This is a genomic window from Mycobacterium szulgai (assembly GCF_002116635.1).
Classification (GTDB): domain Bacteria; phylum Actinomycetota; class Actinomycetes; order Mycobacteriales; family Mycobacteriaceae; genus Mycobacterium; species Mycobacterium szulgai.
The window spans coordinates 1-19,906 of the sequence record NZ_LQPW01000104.1 but is presented as its reverse complement, the minus strand read 5'-3'; the positions used below and the strand labels follow the sequence as shown (position 1 = coordinate 19,906).

Genomic DNA, 19,906 nt, shown 5'->3' with positions numbered 1-19,906 from the left:
TCACCACCGACGCCGCCGCCACCACCGGCACCGCCGTTACCACCGGCTTGGCCGGTAGCCAGGGCATCGGTGGGGCGGGCGGTAATGGCGGTGCCGGCGGTGCCGGGGGTGCGGGCGGCAACGGCGCCAGCCCACTAGCCGCGTCCGGGGCCGACGGCCAAGCCGGTGGTAACGGCGGTGCCGGTGGTGGCGGCGGCGTCGGTGGTGATGGCGGCGCCGGAGGCACCGCGAGCGCCGGCCTGGCCGGTAGCCAGGGCATCGGTGGGGCGGGCGGTAATGGCGGTGCCGGCGGAACTCCCGGAAACGGCGGTGATGGCGCCACGGGAACCTGGACGGTCAACGGTGGTGTCGGCGGCACCGGCGGGAATGGTGGTGATCCCGGGGCCGGCGGGATCGGCGGTGCCGGCGGCGCAGGGGTTACTGCCGGAGCAACCGGGGCAACTGGGGCCGTCCCGGGCAGCGGCGGCGACGGCGGGGCCGGTGGATCCGGTGCTGCTGGCAGCGTTCCGGGTCAGTCCGGTGCGGCCGGGGGTAACGGAGGCGACGGCGGCCTGGTCGGCAACGGTGGAAGCGGCGGGGCCGGTGGTCGCGGCGCCGTCGGGGTGGACGGCAATGCCGCCACCACCACCGGTGGTGATGGCGGCGGCGGCAGCGCCGGCGGGCGCGGCGGTGACGGCGGCAACGGCGGGGCCGGTGGCGCCCAAGCCGGCGACGGCGGAACCGGCGGAGCCGGCGGCAACGGCGGCCACGGCGGCCTGGGCGGCGCGGGCAACGACGGCGCCGACGCGGAACCTGGAACTCAGACCAATGGGCAAGCCGGCGGTGACGGCGGGGCCGGCGGCATCGGCGGCGCCGGCGGCAATGGTGGTGTCGGCGGGAGTGCCGCCGCCGGGCAGGCCGGCAGCCAGGGAGTAGGTGGGGCCGGCGGCCACGGCGGCTCGGGCGGTGCTGCGGGAAACGGCGGTAACGGCGCCGACGGTGCGATAAGCCAGCACGGCGGCAACGGGGGTAACGGGGGTAACGCCGGGGTCAGCGGGGCCGGCGGCATCGGGGGAAGCGGATCCACCCCCGGAGCAAACGGTGAGGCTGGCAATACCGGCTACCTCGGCGGCAACGGCGGCAACGGTGGTTCGGCCGGGATCGGCGGCGCTGGTGGCGCCGGCGGCGTCGGCGGTAGTGGGATCACCGGCATGGACGGCGGGGCCGGCGGCAACGGCGGCGCCGGAGTCACCGGTCAGGCCGGCATCAACAACGGCGCCGGTGGTATCGGTGGGCCCGGCGGCAGCGGCGGGGCCGGAGGTGCCGGCCTGCTTGCCGGAGGGGCCGGCGGCAAAGGCGGCGACGGCGGCCAGGGCGGCGTCGGGGCTCTAGGAGAGGCGGGCTTGGCCGGTGGCGCCGGCGGCGCCGGTGCAGACGGCGGTACCGGTGGCGCCGGTGGCGCGGCTCTGAGTGTGACCGATGGAGTGGGCGGCGCCGGTGGGGCCGGCGGTGCTGGGGGTATCGCCGGTGACGGCGGCACCGGTGGCACCGGAACCTGGAACCTCAACGACGGTGTCGGCGGCGCCGGCGGTGATGGCGGGGCCCCGGGCGCCGGGGCCGCCGGTGGGCACGGCGGAACCGGCGCCACCCCGGGCATCACCGGTGCCACCGGCGCCTCGCCCACCAGCGGCGGCAACGGCGGAACCGGGGGAACCGGGGCCGCAGGCTCGACCCCGGGCCAGTCCGGCGCCGACGGGGGCACTGGCGGCAACGGCGGAGCGGTCGGCAACGGCGGCGCCGGCGGTACCGGCGGCGACGGCGCTGACGGTGGCAGCGGCACCAACGGCCCCAACGGCACCAACGGCACCATTACCAGTGCCGGCGGCGATGGTGGCCCTGGTCAGGCCGGCGGAAACGGAGGCAACGGCGGCCGTGGTGGGTTGGGTGGGGTCCAATCCGGCAATGGCGGCGCCGGTGGTGACGGCGGCAATGGCGGCACCGGGGGCGCCGGAGGAACCGGTGGCGCCGGCGCAGACGGGTTCTACGGGCAACAGTTGCCTCCCCGCGACACCATCAACGGGACCGCCGGTGGTGACGGAGGGGCCGGCGCTGCCGGTGGACACGGCGGTGTCGGCGGCATCGGTGGAACAGCGGCCGCCGGCCAAGCCGGTAGTCAAGGCAACGGCGGACACGGCGGCGACGGCGGCGACGGCGGTACGCCTGGAAACGGTGGTAACGGCGGCGACGGCGATAATCCACTAATTCCCTCCGCCGATGTGGCCGGCGGCAGTGGCGGCGACGGCGGTAACGGCGGCGCTGCCGGACCCGGCGGTGCCGGCGGCGCCGGCTATACGACGGGTGCAACCGGTGCTGCCGGCATCCCGCATTCCGGTGGGGCGGGCGGCAACGGCGGAAACGGCGCTGCAGGCAGCCTGGCCGGAAACAATGGACTCGGGGGTGGTGCCGGCGGTAACGGCGGCTCCGGCGGTGGGGGCAGTACGGGGGCCGCCGGTGGGTCCGGCGGCGCCGGCGGGAACGGTGGCTCAGGATCTCAGGGCTGGATTAATACGACCGGCGGCGGAGGCGGGGCAGGCGGCAATGGTGGCGCTGGCGGCACCGGTACCGTCGTCGGTGGCGTCGGCGGCCTCGGCGGGTCCGGCGGCAGCGGTGGAGACGCCTTCGACGGCAGCTCCGGGCGAGGTGGTCTGGGCGGCACTGGCGGGACCGGCGGAATGGGCCTAGATGGCGGGAATGGCGGTGCCGGCGGTCTCGGAGGTGGCGGCGGTAACGGGGGCAGCGGCAGCAGCTCTGGGTTCGGGGGCGACGGTGGCACCGGCGGAACCGGGGGCGCTGGCGACCTCGGTGGCGACGGTGGTATGGGTGGCGACGGCGGCACCGGCGGCCGAGTTGCTTTCGAGGGCGGTAATGGCGGCGACGGCGGCAGTGGCGGCGCCGGCGGGGCTGGAAGTGCTGGGCCCGGCGGATTGCCCGAGCCCGGTGGAAGTGGCGGTGCGCCCGGAACGTTCGGCCAGGGTGCCGGTGGATCGGGCGGCGCGGGAGGCACTGGCGGTCCCGCGTAGCAGAGCAACGATCCCAGCAGCTAAACCTGGCTGAGCACGCTGCGCAGAATCGACTCGATGGTGTCGAACTCGGCCTGCCCGCTGATCAGCGGCGGGGCCAGCTGGATGACGGAATCGCCGCGACCGTCGGTGCGGCAGGTGACGGGGCAGTGTCATTACGGTCCGTCTCCGTGGGCGCTCAGGCTGTCTCGAAGCGGTCTCTGAATGATCTGCTCAAGGGGAGAACGCAGGGGATCGGCGGCGCTGACTTCGGGCTCGCTTGGTTGTGGGCTGAGCTGGTCATGCGCAAACGGCGTTTTTGGCGGTTCGACGCCAGCAGGGGTCCAGTCGGTACGTCTACGGCTCGCCGGCTGGACCCGCTTTCGAACATGAGCGCAGTCACCCGCGCCTCCGAACGCATAGAGGCAAAAGCCCAATTACTCTTTCTGCGGTGCAGCAGCTAACGCGTGTCGATCCCACGGATCTGCGGATCATAGCGAGCCGATGGGAGGCCTCGGCTAACGAATTGAACCAACCGCTGGCACCCGTCGGGCTGGGACCGCGGGGCCAAGCCAGCGTCGCTGCGGTAAGGGCCGCTCATACCGACGTCACCGCCTTCGCGGTGGGGCTGGCGGCACGCGTGAGTGTGCGGGCAAGCCTCGTCGGCGAAGCTGGCGCACATTTTCGCGCCAATGAGACCAGCTCGGAAGTTCGCTTACAGGAGGATCTGGACAACCTCTGGAAATGGATGCGAGAGCAAGGAGTGGAGCGATCGGAAGGCTACGGAAAGTTGCCCGGCGAAATGAGGCAATTGCCGGACGGCACGATCGTCGGAAGGCGTGAAGCCGCCGGTTCCACCAAAATGCCGGCGCTTGACATCCGCGTCCCGGATGGTGGTGGATACCTCAAGGTCCACATCAACCCGACTTGCGGAGGAGTACCGGACATTCCGGCACCGATCAGGCCGGCGGCGCCTGAGCCAGCACGCACTCCATTCGAGCCCCGACCCGTGGCGGCCCCCACCGGTACAGTCGACACCACGCGGCCCAGGGCCAGCGCCACCATTCGGAGGCGGCGGGCCAGTTCCGCCAGAATCAATCCCACATCCCGTGCAGCCGCCTCACAGCCATCACGGACTGCCAGTGTTGGGCAAAGATGAACTGCCTGACTTAGATGAATTTGGCCAGGAGTGATGACCGGCCGTGTTCTTTGCCTAAGCTCGCACCACGTGGTAGTAGGGCAACGAAGTCGACGCAGGGTACCCAGCATGTTGAAGGCGGAATCGTCATGACGCCACAGGATCGACTGCGCAATGAAGTCCTTATCAGTGGTCTCTACGACCTCGTGCCGTTGGCACAGATCGAATCGGTGATTACGCGCGACAGTCTGGCGGGAACAACCGTGGCGCAACAAGAGTTGGCGCTGTCGGTAATCAGGTCGCTCGTGGGCGACGGACTGATGCAGTTCGAGGGCTGGGACGAACTTTCGCTCGATGAGCAGATGGCACGCCTACACGAGCTTTTCATAACCCATTACGAGGATCCAGGAATTTGGGCCTTCGCTGTCTGGCTCAATCTCACCGAAAACGGCAGACGCATTGCGACAGAGCTCGAGAGGAACCTTCCCAGCAACTAAACGTCGCTGAGCACGGTGCGCAGAATCGACTCGATGGTGTCGAACTCGGCCTGCCCGCTGATCAGCGGCGGGGCCAGCTGGATGACCGAATCGCCGCGATCGTCGGTGCGGCAATACAATCCGGCGTCGAACAGCGCCGCGGACACATGGCCGAGTAGCTTCGCGCGCTCGGCGTCGGTGAAGGTCTGCTTGGTCGCCTGGTCCTTGACCAGTTCGATGCCGAAGAAGAATCCCTCGCCGCGCACATCGCCGACCACGGGTATGTCGTACAGCCTTTCCAGGGTGACGCGCAGCGCGGGGGAGAGCTGTTTGACACGGTCGTTGAGGCCCTCGCGTTCGAAGATGTCCAGATTGGCCAGCGCGACGGCGGCCGACACCGGATGTCCGCCAAAGGTATAGCCATGCCGGAACGTCGTCTCGCCGTCGTTGAACGGTTCGAACACCCGGTCGCTGGCGATCATCGCGCCCAGCGGCGAGTAGCCGGATGTGAGCCCCTTGGCGCAGGTGATCATGTCGGGCACATAGCCAAAGTCGTTGCAGGCGAACATCGATCCGATCCGGCCGAAGGCGCAGATCACCTCGTCGGAAACCAGTAGCACGTCGTACTCGTCGCAGATCTCGCGGACTCGCTCGAAGTAGCCGGGCGGCGGCGGGTAGGAGCCGCCGGCGTTTTGCACCGGTTCTAAGAACACCGCGGCGACGGTGTCGGGTCCCTCGAATTCGATGGCCTCGGCGATCCGGTCGGCCGCCCACCGGCCGAACTCCTTGAGGTCGGTGAACGGCGCGCGATAGAAGTTGGTGTTGGGTACCCGGAAGCCGCCCGGTGTCACCGGCTCGAACGGCGCCTTATACGCGGGCAGCCCGGTGATCGCCAGCGCGCCCTGGGTGGTGCCGTGGTAGGCGATCGCGCGCGAAATCACTTTGTGCTTACCGGGTTTGCCGGTGAGCTTGAAGTACTGCTTGGCCACCTTCCACGCGGTTTCGACGGCCTCGGTGCCGCCGCAGGTGAAGAAAACGCGGTTCAGGTCGCCAGGGGTGTAGCCGGCGATGCGTTCGGCGAGCTCGATCGCCGGCGGATGGGCGTTGCCCCAAATCGGGAAGAACGCCAGCGTGCCGGCTTGGCGCGCAGCGGCTTCGGCGAGCTCGGCGCGGCCGTGGCCAACCTGCACCACGAACAGCCCCGACAGCGCGTCGAGGTAGCTTTTGCCGCGGTCGTCGAAGATGGTGACACCTTCGCCGCGAGTGATGATCGGTGGGGTGATGCCGTTGCCGTGCCGGGCGAAATGCAGCCAAAGGTTGTCAGTCATCGTGCTGGTGAGCCTAGCGTTAGGCTCGACCAATGACGGCGACGAACGAGGTCACCGAATTCGAAGAGCTACGGCCCCATCTCATGTCGGTGGCCTACCGGCTCACCGGAACGATCGCCGACGCCGAGGATATCGTCCAGGAAGCCTGGCTGCGCTGGGATAACCAAGACGGCGTGATCCACGACTTGCGGGCCTGGCTGACCACCGTGGTGAGCCGCATCGGCCTGGACCGACTCCGGTCGGCGGCACATCGGCGCGAAACCTACACCGGAAACTGGCTCCCCGAGCCCGTGGTCACCGGTTTCGACGGCTCCGACCCGCTGTCGGCGGTGGTAGCCAACGAGGACGCCCGGTTTGCGGCCATGGTGGTGCTGGAACGGCTCAACCCCGACCAACGGGTGGCGTTGGTGCTGCACGACGGATTCGCCGTGCCGTTCGGCGAAGTGGCCGACGTTCTCGGCACCAGCGAGGCCGCCGCCCGGCAGTTGGCCTCGCGCGCCCGCAAGGCCGTCTCCGCAAAGCCGCCGCCAAAACCCGATCCGAGCCACAACGAGGTGGTCGGCAAGCTGATGGCCGCGATGGCCGCCGGTGACCTCGAAGCCGTGGTAGCGCTGCTGCATCCCGATGTCACCTTCACCGGCGACTCGAATGGCAAGGCGCCCACCGCCGTTCAGATCATCCACGGCGCCGACAAGGTGGCCCGGTTCATGTTCGGCCTGGCCCGCCGCTACGGTCCGGCGTTCTTCACCGTCAACCAGCTGGCACTGATCAACGGTGAACTGGGTGCCTACACCGAAGGGTGCCCCGGCGCCGACGGGTACCGCGAGATGGCGCCGCGGATCACCGCCATGACGGTGCGCGACGGAAAGGTCTGCGCCCTTTGGGATGTCGCCAATCCCGACAAGTTCACCGGATCGCCGCTGCGGGCTACACCGGCAGGATGATCGCGCCGGTCGGCCCGAGGAAGATGGCCTGGCCGCCCGGGGTGACGTAGCCGCCGGTTGGCCCGTAGATGCCATACATCGGATTGGTCGGACCGAATCCGCCCCAGATGTCGTTGATCCAGCCGCTGGACAGTGTGTACACGGCCGAGGTGGCGCCGGGTGGTGAGAATTTGGTTATCAGCTGCAGGGCGAAGTCGATGACGGGGCCTCTGCCCAGCATCGAGTCGACATGCGAGCCGTTGACGATTTCGGCCCCGACGAACTGCCCCGGGTACAGGCTGACCAATTGATTCGTGGTCTCTCCGAAGGCATTCCATGCCTGCGGCGGCGCGGCCACCGTGTAGACGGGGACATTGGCCGCCTGCAGGTTGGCTATCGCACCCCCGAAAGCCGTGGCGTTGCTGGCGACCCCGTCGAACATCACCACGCCCTTGAGGTGGTTGGTGGCGGCTCCCAGGTTCGCCAGGTAATCGCCGCCCGCAATCGTGGCCAGACCACCGCCGGCCGAGTGCCCGGACAGGATGAAATCCTGCGGCAGCGTGCCGAAGAAACCGGCATGCTGCGCGCTGATGTTCAGCGCCGCCTGGGATCCCTGGAACAGCGACGCCACGCCTTGCTGCATCTGCGGGCTGCCGATCCACAGGCCGAACGGCAGCGGAATCGACGGCACGGTCGGAGTGACCACGACGCTGTTGGTCTGCTGCGCCAGGTCGATGGCCAACGGTTGGTACAACCACGCAACCCCGCCGAAGCCGTGCTGCAGATACACGGTGCCGTTGGCGTTCACCGACCCGTTCGCCTGCGTCGGGAAATACCACCACGCGGGTGCGGGGTAGCTGAACTGGGGAATCGTGAATCCCAGGAACGAGCTGGGGCCGATCGGGATTTGCAGGAACGAGAAGCCGACCCTGACCCCGGTCACGCCGCCGGTGCCCGGGGCGGTCAGCGTCACCGTGGAGGGGAAGTTGACCACGCCACCCAGGCCGACGGCGTTGGTCGCCGAGTTGAGCAGCGCTCCCAGCGACGCAGTACCGGTGCCGTCGAACAGCGGACCCGTGAGTGCAACCGGTGGCAACAAGCTTTCGGCCGCCTGCAGCAGCGACACGTTCGCCGCCTCAGCGGCGGCATACGCGGCCCCAGCCGCGCTCAATGCCTGCTCGAACTGGGCCTGAAAGCGTGTTGTGTACGCGGTCAGCTGCTGAAACTCTTGCCCGTGGCTTCCGAAGAGAGTGGAGATAGCCCTCGACACCTCGTCGGCCGCCGCGGCGACAATCCCCGTCGTCGAGGGCGCCGCCGTAGCCGCGGCACCCTTGATCGCCTCACCTATCCCGGTCAAATCCGTCGACGCTAGGGCAATAGCCTCGGGCGCGGCGATCACATGCGACGACAACGGCCCCTCCCTTTCGATCCCATTCGCGTCCGCGACAACCTCAGGACTGGCTCAAAATGCTACGAGGTCAGACCCGAATTGACTGACGAACTGAGATTCTCGGCCCACGGCACCCGGCACGAGTCCCCGGAATTAAAACCCTGCTCGGTGATTCCGAGGGCGGTGTTCATCCGGGCCCGCATGTTCTCCACGCCGATCTGATAGGTCAACTCGTACACGCCGTCATCGCCGAAGCGGGCCCGCAGATCGGCCACCTGCTCGTCGGTAACGGTGTGCGGGTCGACGGTCATCGCATCGGCGTAGGCGATGGCGGCGCGTTCGTCGTCGCTGTAGAGGGGTGAAGTCGCGTAGTCGTCGATGAACTTGAGCCGGTCCACGTCCAGGCCGTCCAGCCGCTGCAGCATCGACCCGAAGTCGACGCACCACGAGCAGCCGATCTTGCGTGCGGTCCACAGCACGGCGAGCTCTCGCACGCTCACCGGCAGCGTTCGCGATGCGCGTTCCAGCATCGTTTCGTGGACGGCGCCGGCGACCAGTAGCCGGGAATGATGCGCCGCGACGGTGAACGGCTCGGGGACCTGGCCATAGCGCCGCTTGGCGATTCGGTACATGGCGCGGGTCAGCAGGCCGGCGCGTTTGGGGGACAGGGGCTCGATGCGGGTTTTCTGTGTCATACCGATCAGACGTCACAGCCCGGGCAACTGTGACAGGCAAACCAAGAATTCGCCAAGAATCTCCGTAGGGCCGCGTTAGAACCTCGGACTCGTGTCCTACGAAACATCTTCTTACTGGTCTTTCACCAAAAATCCGCGGCCGCAGGACATCGAGGATTGGGCGCACGCCGAGGTGCTGGTCGCCGAGTCGCGGGTGGACCAGGGCCGTATCCGCGCCGCCGTCGATGAGGTCTTCGATGCCAACCCCACCCTCGGTGTCGTGTTCGAACCGCGCTGTGACCGCTGGCTGTCCCGTCCCGGCGGCTCCTGGGCCTGGGCCGTGGAGCCGCCGGGCGTCACCGTCGCCGAGGTGATCGCCCGCCAGCGCGCGGCCTTCGACATGCGCACCGGCCGGCTGTTCGGGGTGTCGCTGATCCCCGGAGCGCGCGACCGGCTGGTTTTGACCGCCAGCCACCTCTGCGTCGACGGCGCATCGTGGCAGCACGTGGTCGAAGACCTGATGACGGCCTACGACGGCGGCGAACTGGTTCTCGCCGACCAAGATTAGAAATCGCGGCGCAAACCCATCGGCGTGGTGGCGGGCAGATCTCCGCCGGCAATCACCGTCCGGGCGATCGGGGTCAAGGCGTTCAACAACGTCTCGAGTTCGGCGTCGTCCAGACCGTCGAATGCGAGCAGCCCGAGCAGATTCGTGGTGGTTTCGATGTGCTCCTTGACGTCACGCCCGGTGCCCGTCAGCACGCCGTCACTTCCCAACAGACCGCGGCCGGCGAGGCTCCGCTGGCAGGCGTCCCACTCGGCGTCGTCATAGTGCCGGGCGCGCTGCATGTATTCCTTGGACACGGCGCCGGTCGCGCTGTGCAAGACGTTCGATTCCCGTCCCGAGACTCCGGCGGCGACCAGCGCGGCGACGTGGCCATCGCCGCGGTGCTCGCGCAGCAGGGTGGTCGCATGCCACAGCGCGGCCACCGGATCCGACGGCCAGGGCAGGGCGAGGTTGGCCGCGAACAGTGGCCGGCCGTCCAGCGCCGCCCGTTGTGCCGCGCGGATGGCTAATTGTGCTGCGGTGCAGGTGTTTTCGTCGTCTGTGACGCCGTATCGACGCAGCGCCGCGACCGCCGATTCCGCCCGGGCTTGCAGCGCGAGCTGCGGCCCGGCGATGTCCCACGCCGACGGTAGGGATTTGGCCACCCGCGCGAGGGCGAAGTTGTAGAACACCGCCGCCACGACCTGTGGTGGCACCGGGCCCAGCGGAGCCGATCGGGCGGCGAAGTAGCCCATCCAGAAGCCCCGATAGCCGAGGCCGTCCAGCGCCGCGCGGGCTTCGGGTGCGAAGTAGGTGACGGCATGGATCGGCTCGAAGCGGTCGTAGAGCTGGCGGGCCAGCTCTGGTGTGCGTTGCATGTGCGCAGCTAAGCACGTTTCAGGAAAGCTCAACAATTGCGCAATGCCGATCGCCCACCCTGAAGCGGTGACCATAAGTGTGTCCCGCCACATCGCTGCGGACTTCAACCAGTTCACGCAACGCACCCAGGACGACATGTTCGGCCAGCTGCAACGCGCGCGACGCGAAGGAATCTTCTTCAGTGAGCAGCTGCAGGCCTGGGTGGTGTCCCGCTACGACGAGGTGGTCCAGGCGCTGCGGCAGCCTACCGTCTTCTCGTCCGTGGGGCTGCTGCCGGCGCCGACGGATCCCGATATCCTCGCCATGCTGGACGGCAAGGTGCCTGCGGGGGGCTGCTTGATCGGCTGGGATCCGCCCGATCACACCCGCATGAGAGCCGTTCTGTCCGAGGCGTTTACGCCCAAGCGCGTCGCGGCTCTCGAGCCGGCGATCTGGCGGCAATGCGCGCGCTTGATCGACCGATTCGAACACCTCGGTGCGGTCGACCTGCATGCCGAGTTCTCGATGCCACTGGCCATCGCGATTCCCTTCAGCCTGATCGGTGTCCCGGAGGAGATGTGGGATGAGTGCAGCCGCCGTTCCAATGACATGGCCCTTTTCCTCACCGATGTCACGGGTAGCTTCGACAAAGAGCGGCTGGTCGAGTTGGCGCAATCGGTGCTGCGGCTGCACGAGTACATGGCCGAACTCATCGAGCAGCGCCGAGTCGATCCGAAAGACGATCTGATCAGCGCGGTGTGGCAGGCGCGGCGCGAATCCGGCGTCGAGCTGACCGATTTCGAAATGCTGTCGATGTTCCCGGGCCTGCTGTTTGCCGCCCATGCGACCACGGCACCGCTCATCACGACGGCGATGTACGAGCTGTTGTCCGGCGATGCCGACTGGACCGAACTGGTCAAGGACCCGCAGCGGCGCAAGACCGCGGTCGAGGAAATCCTGCGATATGAGGGCCCGATCCTGGGCATGCTGCGCACCGTGGTCACCGAGACCCGGTTGGGGGGGAGGGATTTGCGGCCTGGCGAACGCGTCTTCTTGGTGTACACCTCGGCCAACCATGACGACGACGTCTACGGCGACGCCGACGCGCTGCGCCTCGATCGGCACCAGGAGCAGGCGCATCTTGCGTTCGGCCGCGGCATCCACTTCTGCATCGGCGCGCCGCTGGCGCGGCTGGAAGCCCATGTCGCCCTGCAATGTCTGGCCCGGCGGCTGCCGGCCATGCGGCTGACGCGACAGGTACCGCCGATCGAGCCCTCCTTCCTGGTGCGCACCCGCCCTGCGTTGCCCGTGGAGTGGGATCGGGAGGTGATGGACTGGGACGGCGCCTATCGCGAGCAAGGGATTTTCGACGGGCCGCCGCCATGGAACATCGGTGAGCCGCAGCCGGAACTGGCCGCCCTGATCGACGCCGGCGAAATCCGGGGCGAAGTGCTCGACGCGGGTTGCGGGACGGGGGAGCTGTCGCTGGCGCTGGCGGCCCGGGGCTACCCGGTGGTCGGGATCGACTTCGTGGCAACGGCTATCGCTGCTGCCAAGGCGGCGGCCGAGGAGGGTGGGCTGACGGCAGTCAGCTTCGCGCAAGCCGACATCAGAACGCTCACCGGATACGACGACCGATTCTCCACCGTGATCGACTGCACGCTTTTTCACTCGCTGCCGATCGAGAGCCGCGACGACTATCTGCGCTCAGTGCACCGCGCCGCGGCTCCTGATGCTGTGTTTTACGTGTTGGTGTTCGCCAAGGGCGCCTTTCCCGCCGACGCGCAAACAAAACCCAACGAGGTGGACGAGGACGAGTTGCGCACGGCCGTCGGCAAGTACTGGGTGGTCGACGAAATCCGGCCCGCCTACATCTGCAACGCCGAATTCCGGGTCCCCGGAGCGCCGTTCGAATTGCCGCCACATGATCGGGACGACAAGGGACGACTGAAGTTCCCCGCCTATTTGCTCACCGCGCACAAAGCTGAAATGCTCAGCGGGAGAACATGATTGCGCGCTTCACCTCTTGAATTGCCTTGGTCACTTCGATGCCGCGCGGGCAGCCTTCGGTGCAGTTGAACGTGGTGCGGCAACGCCACACCCCGTCGACCTCGTTGAGAATGTCGAGGCGTTCGGCGGCGGCCTCGTCACGGCTGTCGAAGATGAAGCGGTGTGCGTTGACGATCGCCGCCGGCCCGAAGTAGCTGCCCTCGTTCCAGAACACCGGGCAGCTGGTGGTACAGCACGCGCACAGGATGCACTTGGTGGTGTCGTCGTAGCGGGCGCGGTCGATCGGGCTCTGAATCCGCTCGCGCGTAGGCGGATTTCCGCTGGTGATCAGGTAGGGCTTGATTGCGCGGTACGCGTCGAAGAACGGCTCCATGTTCACCACCAGGTCCTTTTCGACCGGCAGCCCGCGGATGGGTTCGACCGTGATGGTCAGTTTCTTGCCCGGCTTTTTCGGCAGCAGATCGCGCATCAGCACCTTGCAGGCCAGCCGGTTGACGCCGTTGATCCGCATCGCATCCGAGCCGCACACCCCGTGTGCGCAGGAGCGCCGGAAGGTCAGCGTCCCATCGAGGTAACCCTTGATGTAGATCAGCAGGTTGAGCAGTCGGTCGGTGGGCAGGCACGGCACCCGGAAGCTTTGCCAGCCTCCGGTTGCGGCGAACGCGTCGGGGTCGTCGGGGTTGAACCGGGCGATTTTGATGGTCACCATCACCGCCCCCTCCGGAACCGGTGGCAGCGGCGGGTCTAAGGCCTCCACAGTGTCGCCGTCGGACTCAACGCTCATTAGTACTTCCGTTCCTTGGGCTCATAGCGGGTCTGCACGACGGGTTTGAAGTCCAGCCGGATGTCGCTGAGCAGGTCAGTGCCCTCCTTATCGGCCCCAATTTCCTTATACGCCATGGTGTGGCGCATGTAGTTGACGTCGTCGCGGTTCGGGTAATCCTCGCGGGCGTGCCCGCCACGAGACTCCTTGCGGTTCAGCGCGCCCACCACGGTGACCTCGGCCAGCTCCAGCAGGAAGCCCAGCTCGATGGCCTCCAGCAAGTCGCTGTTGAATCGTTTTCCCTTGTCGTGCACGGTGATTCGGGAATACCGCTCTTTCAGGGCGTGAATGTCGGTAAGGGCCTGCTTCAGCGTCTCTTCGGTACGGAACACCGCGGCGTTGTTGTCCATGGTCTGCTGCAGCGCGCCGCGAATGTCGGCTACGCGCTCGTTGCCATGCTCGGACAGAATGTCGCTCACCCAGCCGACCACCATTGACGCGGGCTCGGGCGGCAGGTCGACGAAGTCGTGTCCGCGCGCGTAGCCGGCCGCCGCGATACCGGCCCGGCGGCCGAAGACGTTGATGTCCAGCAGTGAGTTGGTGCCCAGCCGGTTGGCGCCGTGCACGGACACACACGCGCACTCCCCGGCCGCGTACAGGCCCGGGACGGTGTTGGTGTTGTCCCGCAACACCTGTCCGGTGACCGTGGTCGGGATGCCGCCCATCACGTAGTGACACGTCGGATACACCGGAACCAGCTCTTTCACCGGGTCGACGCCGAGGTAGGTGCGGGCGAACTCGGTGATGTCGGGCAGCTTGGCTTCCAGCACGTCTTCACCGAGGTGGCGCACGTCGATGTAGACGTAATCCTTGTGTGGACCGGCCCCGCGGCCTTCGAGGACCTCGAGCACCATGGAGCGGGCGACGATGTCACGCGGGGCCAGGTCGACGATAGTCGGGGCATAGCGCTCCATGAAGCGTTCGCCTTCGCCGTTGAGCAGCCGCCCGCCCTCGCCGCGCACCGCCTCGGAGATCAGGATGCCCAGCCCGGCCAGCCCGGTCGGGTGGAATTGGTGAAACTCCATGTCCTCCAACGGAAGTCCCTTGCGGAAGACTATGCCGATGCCGTCGCCGGTCAGGGTGTGTGCGTTGGAGGTGGTCTTGTACATCCGGCCCGAGCCGCCGGTGGCGATGACGACGGCTTTGGCGTGGAAGACGTGGATATCACCCGTTGCCAACTCGTAGGCGACGACTCCGGTGGCTACCGGGCCCGTCGGTGTCTGGGTGAGCGCCAGGTCGAGCGCGTAGAACTCGTTGAAGAACTGCACATCGTGTTTGACGCAGTTCTGGTAGAGCGTCTGCAGGATCATGTGGCCGGTCCGGTCGGCCGCGTAGCACGCGCGGCGGACTGGGGCCTTACCGTGGTCGCGGGTGTGCCCGCCGAAGCGGCGCTGGTCGATGCGGCCCTCGGGGGTGCGGTTGAACGGCATCCCCATCTTTTCCAGGTCAAGCACCGCGTCGATGGCTTCCTTGCACATGATTTCCACAGCGTCCTGGTCGGCGAGGTAGTCGCCGCCCTTGACGGTGTCGAAGGTGTGCCATTCCCAGTTGTCGTCTTCGACGTTGGCCAGTGCGGCGCACATCCCGCCCTGCGCGGCACCGGTGTGGCTGCGGGTGGGGTAGAGCTTGGTCAGCACCGCGGTACGAACCCGCGGACCCGCCTCTACCGCCGCTCGCATCCCGGCACCGCCCGCGCCGACGATCACCACGTCGTATCGGTGTTGCTGGATCAAGACTCGCCTTCCTGGACTCTCAGGAGATGTTCGGGTTGAAGGTGACCAAGATGTAGGTCCCCAGCATCAGCGTGAACGCCATCGACACCGCCAACAGCGTGTTGAGCCAGAACCGGGTGATGTTCTTGCGGCTGTAGTCGTCGATGATGGTGCGGATGCCGTTGCCGCCGTGCAGCTGTGCCAACCACAGCAGCAGTAGGTCCCAGGTCTGCCAGAACGGCGATGCCCAGCGCTGCGCCACGAAGTTGAAGTCCAGGCGGTACACGCCGTTGTCCCACATCAGCATGATGAAAAGGTGGCCGACCGCCAGGAATATCAGCACGATTCCGGAGAACCGCATGAACAGCCAGGCGAACTTCTCGAAGTTGGGGATGCCGGCGCGGCGGCGCGGCGAGCGCGGATTGTCCAGGCTGGCCGGACGGTCGTAGCTGCGCTGTTTGACCGGCGCGGTCTGGCGTTCCCGGTTTTGAGACCCAAGCTGGAGGTCGGAACTGCTCATCGGAAGTGCTCCCAGATGTGGATGCCGGTCACCACGCCCGCCGGAACCATCAGCAACAGGAACACGATCGCCACGATCCACAGCATCAATCGCTGATGGCGCGGTCCCTCCGACCAGAAGTCGATCAGGATGACCCGGATCCCATTCAGTCCGTGGAAAAGCACAGCGGCAACAAGGCCGTATTCCATCAGGCCGACGATCGGTGTCTTGTACGTCGCCAGCACCGCGTTGTAGGTCTGCGGGCTGACCCGCAGCATCGCGGCGTCCAGGACATGGACGAAAAGGAAGAAGAAGATCGTCGCGCCGCTGATCCGATGTAATACCCACGACCACATACCGGGGTCGCCCCGATACAGGGTGCGCGGTGGCCGCCGTTTGCGTTGCGATCCGGGCGCAGTGGCCGGATCCGCAGTTGTCGTCGTTGTCCTCACCGCCTTCAAAACCGTCTCGAAAACCGTCTTCAATAAAAGCCGGAAAAAAAGTGATTGAACAGCTCTAGCCGGGCAATCGAGCTTAACTTGACCAGGTAGCTGGTGGTACCGAACAGTCCCATCGAAAACGTGTGTCGTAACCGGCGCACCGCGGAGCAAAGGTTGCCTAATGCCTGACATTGATTGGGATTTGTTGCGAGACAAGGCGATCGGTGTTGCAGGACGGGCGTACGCGCCGTATTCGCACTTCCCGGTGGGCGCCGCCGCGGTGGTCGACGACGGCCGTGTGGTGACCGGATGCAATGTGGAGAATGTCTCATATGGCCTTGGTCTCTGCGCGGAATGCGCGCTGGTCTGCGCCCTGCATTCGACCGGCGGCGGCCGGCTGCTGGCGGTGGCGTGCGTCACCGGTAGTGGGTCGCTGCTGATGCCATGCGGGCGATGTCGTCAGGTGTTGCTCGAGCACGGCGGCCCCGAGCTGCTGATTGACCATCCGGACGGGCCGCGCCGGCTCGGAGACCTGCTGCCCGATGCCTTCGGCCCCGACGATCTGAGCAAGGAACGGTCTTGAGCGCCTTCGCATTCGACGCGCCGACGGTAATCCGCACCAAGCGCGACGGGGGCCGGCTATCCGATGCGGCCATCGATTGGATCATCGAGGCCTATACCGACGGCAGGGTTACTGACGCGCAGATGGCGGCCCTGTTGATGGCGATCTTCTGGCGCGGCATGGATCGCGGCGAGATCGCCCGATGGACCGAGGCCATGCTCACCTCCGGTGAACTGATGGATTTCACCGATCTGCGCGTGGACGGAAAGCCGCTGCCGACGGTGGACAAGCATTCCACCGGCGGGGTGGGCGACAAGACCACGCTGGTGCTGGTGCCGGTCATGGCGGCCTGCGGCGCGGGCGTGCCGAAGGCGTCCGGCCGTGGGCTGGGCCATACCGGCGGCACCCTGGACAAGCTGGAGTCCATCGCGGGTTTCAGCGCCGATTTACCCAACGAGCGGGTGCGCGAACAGCTATGCGACATCGGTGCGGCGATATTCGCCGCCGGCCAGGTGGCAACCGCCGACAAGAAGCTCTATGCGCTGCGCGATATCACCGCAACGGTTGAGTCCTTGCCGTTGATCGCCAGCTCGATCATGAGCAAGAAGCTCGCCGAAGGTGTGGGCGGGTTGGTGCTTGACGTCAAAGTGGGCGCGGGGGCGCTGATGGAGTCCGAGGCGCGTTGCCGTGACCTGGCGCACACCATGGTCCAACTGGGCGCAGCGCACGGGGTGCCCACGCATGCGCTGCTGACGGACATGAACTGCCCGCTGGGTGCCACTGTCGGAAATGCGCTCGAGGTTGCCGAGTCGATGGAGGTGCTGGCCGGGGGCGGGCCACCGGACCTGGTTGAGCTGGCGCTGCGGTTGGCAGAGGAAATGCTGACCCTGGCCGGAATCGACAGCCGCGATCCGGCCCAGACGCTGCAGGACGGCAGCGCGATGGACCGATTCCGCCGGCTGGTCGCCGCCCAGGGCGGGGATCTGTCGGCACCGTTGCCCGTCGCCGCCCACAGTGAAAGCGTGATCGCCTACCGCGGCGGCACAATGGGCACTATCGACGCGATGGCAGTGGGGTTGACAGCCTGGCGGCTGGGGGCGGGTAGATCGCGCCCCGGCGAACAGATCCAGGCCGGCGCCGGCGTCAGGATCCACCGCCGTCCTGGAGAGCCCGTGGCGGCCGGCGAGCCGTTGTTCACGTTGTACACCGATACCCCCGAACGCTTCGACGCCGCACTGGCCGAGCTGGAGGGCGCCTGGAGCGTCGAGGACACCTCACCGCAGTTGCCGCCGCTGATCATCGATCGGATTACGCCATGACTACCGCGCTGAATCTGGAATCCATCAAGCAAGCGCCGAAGGCCGTGCTGCACGATCACCTCGACGGCGGATTGCGCCCGCAGACCGTGCTCGACATCGCCGGTCAGATCGGTTACGACGAACTGCCGGCCACCGAAGTCGAGTCGCTGTCGACGTGGTTTCGCACCAAGTCGCACAGCGGCTCGCTGGAGCGCTATCTCGAGCCGTTCTCGCACACCGTGGGGGTGATGCAGACGTCCGAGGCGCTGCACCGCGTTGCCTATGAATGTGTGGAGGACCTGGCTGCCGATTCTGTGGTTTATGCCGAGGTTCGGTTCGGGCCTGAACTGCACATCAACGGCGGGCTGTCGTTCGACGAGGTGGTCGACGCCGTGCTCGCGGGATTTGCAGCCGGTGAAAAGGCTTGTGCGGCCGAAGGGCGACCGATCAAGGTTCGCGGTTTGCTGACCGCGATGCGGCACGCCGCAGTGTCGCGAAAGATCGCAGAATTGGCAATCCGGTTCCGGGACAAGGGGATAGTGGGTTTTGACATCGCCGGCGCGGAAGCCGGCCACCCGCCGACACGCCACCTGGATGCCTTCGAGTACATGCGTGATCACAACGCACGCTTCACCATTCATGCCGGTGAGGCGTTCGGCTTGCCGTCCATCCACGAGGCGATCGCGTTTTGCGGCGCCGACCGGCTGGGTCACGGCGTGCGTATCGTCGACGACATCGACGTCGACTCCAACGGTCGTGTGTCGCTGGGACGATTGGCATCGATCGTGCGGGACAAGCGAATTCCGCTGGAGCTGTGCCCGAGCTCCAACGTGCACACCGGTGCGGTCAAGAGCATCGCCGAGCATCCGTTCGACCTGCTTGCCCGGACACGCTTCCGGGTCACCGTCAACACCGACAACCGGTTGATCAGCGACACCACGATGAGCCTCGAAATGCACCGTTTGGCAGAGACTTTCGGATACGGATGGAGCGACCTCGAGCGGTTTACCATCAACGCGATGAAGTCGGCGTTCATCCCGTTCGATGAGCGCCTGGAAATCATCGACGACGTGATCAAGCCGCGCTATGCGGTGCTGGTCGGCTAGCGGGATGGTGGCATGGATCTTGTAGTCACGACACCAGAGATAATTTCCTCCACAACAACGGATTTGGCGAGTGTGACGTCGCGGCTGGGCGCTGCACATGCAGCCGCGCAGGCTCGGACAACGCTGATCGCAGTGGCGGCGCAGGATGAGATATCAGCTCAGATCTCCGCGTTGTTCTCTGGATACGCGCACGGCTACTATCGCCTCAGTCAACAAGCGGCCATTTTCCATGACCAGTTTTTAGCGACTCTCGACGCCAGCGCGAGCTCATACGCCGCCGCCGAGGCTACCAATCTGTCTGTGCTGCAGCAGCTGGTAAACGCAATCAATGCTCCATTTGAAACGCTGACCGGGCGAGCGCTGGTGGGCAACGGTACCGACGCCACGACACCCGGCGGCCGAGGTGGCGACGCAGGCTGGTTGATCGGTAACGGCGGGGCAGGCGCGGCCGGCGGTCTCGGCCAGGTTGGAGGCCGCGGCGGAGATAGCGGTTTCATTGGCAATGGCGGTTCCGGCGGATCGGGTGGACCGGGCCAGGCCGGCGGGGCTGGCGGCAACGCCGTGCTGTTCGGCAACGGGGGCTCCGGTGGGCACGGAGGGGCGGGCGCCCCTGGCGCTGCAGGGGTCAATCCCACGCAGAACGTTGTGGGGCCCGCCGCCCAGGCGGGCAGTGACGCCGCTGATCCCGGTAGCGGCGGACAGCGCGGCGAAAACGGAGCGACTGCAGGACAAACGGGCGGCGCCGGCGGCGGCGGTGCTGCTGGAAGCGAGGGGAGCTCGTCCGGCCGCACCGGCGGCGGGGGCGGCGGAGCGGGCGGAGCGGGCGCGCTTGGCGCGCCGGGTGGGGTCGGCGGCAACGGTGGCGACGCTTCCAATGCCAATGGCGGAGCCGGGGGCGGCGGTGGCGCTGGCGGTGCGGGTGGCAGCGGTGCACCCGGCGGTGCCGGCGGGACCGGTGGGGCGGGCACCGCCGGCACCGCCGGCGGAGGCGGCGGAGGCGGAGGTGCCGGCGGCGTCGGGGTGGACGGCAATGCCGCCACCACCACCGGTGGTGATGGCGGCCTCGGCAATGCGGCGGGGGCGG

The 19,906-nt window shown here is 67.2% G+C and carries 16 protein-coding genes and 2 pseudogenes; 10 read left to right on the top strand and 8 right to left on the bottom strand.

Annotation, left to right across the window (positions count from 1 at the left end; translation table 11 throughout):
* On the top strand, positions 1-3,059 hold a 3,059-nt coding region (locus AWC27_RS32780), incomplete at its 5' end, for a PE family protein (RefSeq protein ID WP_169726799.1).
* Between the two features lie 1,266 nt (positions 3,060-4,325).
* Complete coding sequence (locus AWC27_RS14870; protein ID WP_085671187.1) at positions 4,326-4,673, top strand: hypothetical protein; 348 nt, start codon at positions 4,326-4,328, stop codon at positions 4,671-4,673.
* Here the strand turns inward: AWC27_RS14870 and AWC27_RS14865 are convergent.
* Positions 4,670-5,980, bottom strand: a complete 1,311-nt coding sequence (locus tag AWC27_RS14865) for an aspartate aminotransferase family protein (protein ID WP_245847122.1) — start codon at positions 5,978-5,980, stop codon at positions 4,670-4,672. The two genes, AWC27_RS14870 and AWC27_RS14865, sit on opposite strands and share 4 nt — an antisense overlap.
* 32 nt (positions 5,981-6,012) lie before the next feature.
* Between AWC27_RS14865 and AWC27_RS14860 the strand changes: the two genes are divergently transcribed.
* Positions 6,013-6,924 (top strand): sigma-70 family RNA polymerase sigma factor, encoded by a 912-nt coding sequence (locus tag AWC27_RS14860; RefSeq protein WP_085671185.1) that lies wholly within the window; start codon positions 6,013-6,015, stop codon positions 6,922-6,924.
* Here the strand turns inward: AWC27_RS14860 and AWC27_RS14855 are convergent.
* The gene (locus tag AWC27_RS14855; protein ID WP_085671184.1) at positions 6,908-8,314 is read right to left on the bottom strand and encodes a PE domain-containing protein; all 1,407 of its coding nucleotides are present in this window, start codon (positions 8,312-8,314) and stop codon (positions 6,908-6,910) included. The two genes, AWC27_RS14860 and AWC27_RS14855, sit on opposite strands and share 17 nt — an antisense overlap.
* Before the next feature lie 59 nt (positions 8,315-8,373).
* Positions 8,374-9,000 (bottom strand): annotated as a pseudogene (locus AWC27_RS14850) (carboxymuconolactone decarboxylase family protein); the annotation flags it as partial.
* Between the two features lie 79 nt (positions 9,001-9,079).
* On the opposite strand from AWC27_RS14850, the gene AWC27_RS14845 reads away from it, so the two are divergent.
* Positions 9,080-9,535, top strand: coding sequence for a condensation domain-containing protein (locus tag AWC27_RS14845; protein WP_085671182.1), 456 nt, complete (start codon positions 9,080-9,082; stop codon positions 9,533-9,535).
* On the opposite strand, the gene AWC27_RS14840 is transcribed toward AWC27_RS14845, so the two are convergent.
* Positions 9,532-10,392: an SCO6745 family protein gene (locus tag AWC27_RS14840; protein ID WP_085671181.1), complete on the bottom strand. Its 861-nt coding sequence runs from the start codon at positions 10,390-10,392 to the stop codon at positions 9,532-9,534. The two genes, AWC27_RS14845 and AWC27_RS14840, sit on opposite strands and share 4 nt — an antisense overlap.
* Here AWC27_RS14840 and AWC27_RS33005 point away from each other — a divergent pair.
* Together AWC27_RS33005 and AWC27_RS32100 are read left to right on the top strand one after the other, a co-directional pair.
* Positions 10,391-11,635 (top strand): annotated as a pseudogene (locus AWC27_RS33005) (cytochrome P450); the annotation flags it as partial. The gene AWC27_RS14840 and the pseudogene AWC27_RS33005 overlap by 2 nt on opposite strands.
* Before the next feature lie 66 nt (positions 11,636-11,701).
* Positions 11,702-12,382 carry a class I SAM-dependent methyltransferase gene (locus tag AWC27_RS32100; RefSeq protein ID WP_245847133.1) on the top strand — a complete coding sequence of 227 codons (681 nt, stop codon included), beginning with the start codon at positions 11,702-11,704 and terminating at the stop codon, positions 12,380-12,382.
* Here AWC27_RS32100 and AWC27_RS14830 read toward each other — a convergent pair.
* From AWC27_RS14830 to sdhC, 4 genes are read right to left on the bottom strand one after another with little or no spacing between them, the layout of a single operon-like run.
* On the bottom strand, positions 12,366-13,166 hold the full coding sequence (locus AWC27_RS14830) for a succinate dehydrogenase iron-sulfur subunit (RefSeq protein ID WP_085671179.1): 801 nt from the start codon (positions 13,164-13,166) through the stop codon (positions 12,366-12,368). The genes AWC27_RS32100 and AWC27_RS14830 overlap by 17 nt on opposite strands.
* Positions 13,166-14,938: a succinate dehydrogenase flavoprotein subunit gene (sdhA, locus tag AWC27_RS14825; RefSeq protein WP_085671178.1), complete on the bottom strand. Its 1,773-nt coding sequence runs from the start codon at positions 14,936-14,938 to the stop codon at positions 13,166-13,168. The genes AWC27_RS14830 and sdhA overlap by 1 nt, the downstream gene beginning before the upstream one ends.
* A 19-nt stretch (positions 14,939-14,957) precedes the next feature.
* The gene (locus AWC27_RS14820) at positions 14,958-15,437 is read right to left on the bottom strand and encodes a succinate dehydrogenase hydrophobic membrane anchor subunit (protein ID WP_085671177.1); all 480 of its coding nucleotides are present in this window, start codon (positions 15,435-15,437) and stop codon (positions 14,958-14,960) included.
* A complete protein-coding gene (sdhC, locus tag AWC27_RS14815; RefSeq protein ID WP_245847128.1) occupies positions 15,434-15,772 on the bottom strand; it encodes a succinate dehydrogenase, cytochrome b556 subunit in 339 nt (112 codons plus the stop codon). Before sdhC ends, AWC27_RS14820 begins: the two co-directional genes overlap by 4 nt.
* 265 nt (positions 15,773-16,037) lie before the next feature.
* Here sdhC and AWC27_RS14810 point away from each other — a divergent pair, with 265 nt between their 5' ends.
* From AWC27_RS14810 to AWC27_RS14795, 4 genes are all read left to right on the top strand, one after another.
* On the top strand, positions 16,038-16,439 hold the full coding sequence (locus tag AWC27_RS14810) for a cytidine deaminase (RefSeq protein WP_085671176.1): 402 nt from the start codon (positions 16,038-16,040) through the stop codon (positions 16,437-16,439).
* On the top strand, positions 16,436-17,737 hold the full coding sequence (locus AWC27_RS14805) for a thymidine phosphorylase (RefSeq protein ID WP_085671175.1): 1,302 nt from the start codon (positions 16,436-16,438) through the stop codon (positions 17,735-17,737). The genes AWC27_RS14810 and AWC27_RS14805 overlap by 4 nt, the downstream gene beginning before the upstream one ends.
* Complete coding sequence (locus AWC27_RS14800; RefSeq protein WP_085671174.1) at positions 17,734-18,822, top strand: adenosine deaminase; 1,089 nt, start codon at positions 17,734-17,736, stop codon at positions 18,820-18,822. Before AWC27_RS14805 ends, AWC27_RS14800 begins: the two co-directional genes overlap by 4 nt.
* Before the next feature lie 12 nt (positions 18,823-18,834).
* Positions 18,835-19,906: PE family protein (locus AWC27_RS14795; protein ID WP_139837013.1), on the top strand; the 1,072-nt coding region annotated here is incomplete at its 3' end.